The sequence below is a fragment of the Streptomyces sp. ID05-39B genome, from assembly GCF_033794725.1.
GTDB lineage: Bacteria > Actinomycetota > Actinomycetes > Streptomycetales > Streptomycetaceae > Streptomyces > Streptomyces bobili.
Genome location: NZ_JARGEF010000410.1, coordinates 1 through 4014, shown reverse-complemented (window position 1 = coordinate 4014; position 4014 = coordinate 1). Strand labels below are relative to the sequence as shown.

The 4014-nt window shown below is 75.4% G+C and carries 2 protein-coding genes; one reads left to right on the top strand and one right to left on the bottom strand.

Annotated elements, in window-relative coordinates; translation table 11 throughout:
* On the top strand, window positions 1-451 hold a 451-nt coding region (locus P1P75_RS40205; RefSeq protein WP_319264663.1), incomplete at its 5' end, for an NPCBM/NEW2 domain-containing protein.
* Here P1P75_RS40205 and P1P75_RS40200 read toward each other — a convergent pair.
* A partial coding sequence (locus P1P75_RS40200; protein WP_319264661.1) for a BTAD domain-containing putative transcriptional regulator occupies window positions 438-4014 on the bottom strand: 3577 nt, incomplete at its 5' end. The two genes, P1P75_RS40205 and P1P75_RS40200, sit on opposite strands and share 14 nt — an antisense overlap.

Genomic DNA, 4014 nt, shown 5'->3' with positions numbered 1-4014 from the left:
CACTCCCCCGCCCGCCCCGGCGGTCTACGAGCTGAGCGAGCTGTCCTTCGACGTCGACGGGGACGGCACCGGGCCGGAGATCCGCCTGGGCGCGAGCAGCTGGGTGTGGCAGCGCAACGGCCTGTCCGTCGCCGACCGGGAGTACGCGCGCGGAGTGACCGTGCACGGCGACTCCTCCGTGACGATCGACCTCAACCGCGGCTGCACCGCCTACGACGCCGTGGCCGGCGTCGACGACATGACGATGAAGCTCGGCAAGGTCGTCTTCTCGGTGTACGCCGACGGGGTCCGGCTGTGGTCGTCCGGGACGGTCAAGGGCGGCGACCCCGGCGTGCCCGTCCATGTGAACATCGCCGGCCGGGAGACCGTCACTCTGGTGGTCGAGCCGCACAACCACCTCGACACGGTGGCGCTGGCGGACTGGGCCGAGTCGAAGTTCACCTGTTCGTAGCGGTTGGGGTGCCGGGGGCCGGGGTCGGCTCGGGAGCGGGGGCCGATGCCGGATGCGCGCGCACGGCCTCGGTGAGTTCACGCAGGGCGGCGGTCGGCGTCAGGGCCCTGCCCCGGGCCCGCTCGGCCTCCTGCCGTTCGGCGCCCAGGGCCTCGCGGGCCGCGGCCTCGGCCCACTCGGCGAGGGCGCTCTGCGGGGCGGGCCGCGGGTGAGGGCCGTACAGCGCGTCGGCGACCGCGAGCAGCCGGGTCGCGCGCGGGAAGTCCCCGAGGCGGGTCAGCAGGTTCACCGCGGCGTCGACGACGGCCGAGAGGACGGCCTCGGCACAGTGATCGGCCAGCGCCTGCCGCAGGGTGCCGGCGAGCAGCGCCAGGGCGGGTTCCGGGCCTGTCTCGGCGGCGGCGACCTCCGCCTCGAGCCTGCCGAGCGCCGCGATGAACTGGGGCGGTGGAGTGCCCGCCGCGGCGAGCACGCGGATCGCGTCGCACAGCGCCCGCGCGTGCGCGGTGTCGCCCTCGTCCACGGCCATCTGGGCGCGCAGCAGGAACACGAACGCACGGGCGTCCGCCACGCCGTAGCGCTCGGCCGCGGTGTCCGCCTCGTCGAGCGCGGTCAGGGCGCCGGCCCGGTCGCCCGAGCGGTAGGCGATCTCCGCGAGGCGGGCGATGAGGAACGGCGACTCCGCGTACGCGCCCACCTCATAGGCGAGCCGCAGCCCCTCCCGGTACTCCCCCTCGGCCTCGACGAACCTGCCGCGCGCCAACTCCGCCTCACCGGCCGCGCTGCACACCTGGGCCCGCATCCAGCGGTCGCCGACACGCCGGCTGAGGACGCGCAGCTCGGCCAGGTCGTCGTCGACGCCGGCCAGCCCGCCGGGGGAGTCGACGACCGCGTGCGTACGGAACATCAGGACGCAGCCCAGTTCCCAGTCGCCGCCGTGGACCCGGCAGTTGGCGACGGAGGCGTCCAGGATGCCGCGCAGGTCCTCCGTGTCCCCCAGGTGGAAGGCGGTCAGCGGCCAGATCAGGCCGGGCATGCGGGCCGCCTCCGGGCCACCCGGTTCATAGCGGCTGCGCAGCCGCTGGAGGTACGCGGCCTGGCGTGGGTCCGCCGTGACACCCCTGTGCTCGGACTCGGAGAGCAGGAAAAGGTGCAGCATCCGAAGACACATGCGCTGCGTGTGCCGGGGGTGGGTCTCCTCCCCCGCGGGCTCCGCGAGGAAGGCGTCGACGGGATCGACGGCGGCCATCCGGGCCGCCAGGTCGGCGGGTACGGCGGAGGCCGCACAGGCGGCGTGGGCGGCATGCGCGGCGTGGGCGGCGAGGGCGGCTGAGGCGGCCGGGGCTGGGAAGTCCGGGCGGGGAGAGGGGAGTCGGTCCAGGACCGCGCCCAGGCGCAGGGTGCGGTCGGTCCAGGCGGCGCCCTCGTAGCGGTAGTTGCGCAGCCACCAGAACCAGCCCATGGCGATGCAGACCGCGGCGGCCTCCTCCTCGTCGCCCGCGGTGAGACCGCGCTGGATCGCCACCCGGATGTTGTCCAGCTCGGTCTCCAGGCGCGATATCCAAGGGAGTTGCTCCCCGGAGCGCAGCAAGGGGTCGGCCCGCTCGACGAGCGCACGTGCCCAGCTCCGGTGCCGTCGCTCGGCCGCCGCGCGGAGTTCCGGCGTCTCGGCGGCACGCTCGGTGGCGTACTCGTGGATCGTCTCCAGCATGCGGTAGCGCATGCCTTCGCCGCCGTCACCGACGCCTGGGGCCGCGACGACCAGGGACTTGTCGACGAGCGCTCCCACGAGGTCGGCGACGGGGCCGGTGCACACGGCCTCCGCCGCCTCCAGGTCCCAGCCGCCCGCGAACACGGACAGCTCGCGCAGCACCGTGCGCTCCGGCTCGTCGAGCAGGTCCCAGGACCAGTCGACGACGGCCCGCAGGGTCTGCTGGCGGGGCAGAGCCGTGCGGCTGCCGGAGGTGAGGAGGCGGAAGCGGTCGTCGAGGCGGTCGGCGATCTGACGGGGGGTGAGCAGCCGGAGCCGGGCGGCGGCCAGTTCGATGGCGAGCGGCAGCCCGTCCAGCCGCCGGCAGATCTCCGTCACCGCTTCCGCCTCGCGCGAAGCGGCCGCAGCGTCGCGGCGGACGGTGGCCGCGCGCTCGGTGAAGAGGCGGTACGCCTGGTCGGGGAGGAGGGGCTCGACCGGACGGACCGACTCGCCGGGGACGCCCAGGGGTTCACGGCTGGTGGCGAGGATCGTGAGCCCTGGGCAGCGGGTGAGCAGGGTCTCGGCGAGGCCGGCGGCCGCACCGATGACATGTTCGCAGTTGTCAAGGATCAGGAGTTGGCTGCGCGGGGCGCAGTACTCGACGAGCAGGGCGAGCGGGTCGTCCTGCGGGGTCGCCAGGTCGGTGGTCATCAGCACGGTCTCGCGCAGACCGAGGGCACTGACCACCGCGCCGGGCACCGCCTCCGGCCGGTCGAGCGACGCCAGCTCGACCAGCCACGCCTGCGGGAGCCCGGCGGCGGCTTCCTCGGCGAGACGGGTCTTTCCTGAGCCGCCCGGTCCGGTGAGGGTGACGAGACGAGCCCTGTGCAATTCGGAACGGATGGCGGCGATCTCGGGTTCCCGGCCCACGAAAGAGGTAAGCCGTGGACGGAGGTTGCCGGTGCGTTCGGGAAGTCGGGGCCGGGTGAGGGGAGTGTCCGCCGTTCCGGCCGGGCCCGGCGGGCCGCCGACGTGGCCGTGACTCCCGCCGTGACGATGACCCTGGCTCCGGACGTTCCCGTGACCGTGACGGGGGCTCACGCCGCGACCGTGGCCCGCCCCGTTGGCGTGGCCCGCCCCGTTGGCGTGGCCCGCACCGTTGCCGGGGTCAGCACCATTGCCGGGGTCAGCACCGTTGCCGTCGAGCAGTTCGGCGTGCAGGGCGCGCAGGGCCGGGCCGGGGTCGGTACCGAGCCCGTCGGAGAGCGTACGGCGCGCCGTGTCGTACGCGGCGAGGGCGTCGGCCGGGCGGCCCGTGTCGCGCAGGGCGCGCATGAGGAGCGCGTGCAGCGGTTCGTCGTAGGGATGCGCGGAGGTCAGTTCCGCCAGGCGGGGTACGGCCTCGTCGGCACGGCCGAGCAGCAGGTCCGCCTCGGCGCGGGTGCGGGACGCCTCCAGGCGCCGGGCCTTGGGGCGGGCCGCCGCGGGATGGTCGCGCAGGTCGGCGAGGGCCGGGCCGCGCCACAGGGCGAGGGCCTCGTCGAGGGTGCGGGCGGCGGTGGCGGGGTCGCCGTCGCGCAGGGCCTCGGTGCCCTGTCGTACGAGGCGTTCGAAGACGAAGACGTCGACGTCGTCCTCCGTCGCCGCGAGGCGGTAGCCGCCCGGGGCGGAGGCGACGGCGTCCTTGCCGACGGTACGGCGGAGGCGGCCGACGAGAGCCTGGGGGGGGGGGGGGGGGTTCGGGGGGGGGGGGGGGGGGGGTGGGGGTTGGGTGGGGGAGGCGGGCTGGGGGGGGGGTGGGGCTGGCGGGGATGATGTGCGCGGTCGGGTTCGGTGTGCTGGCCGGGATGGCCGGGGGACCGTTGGGGAC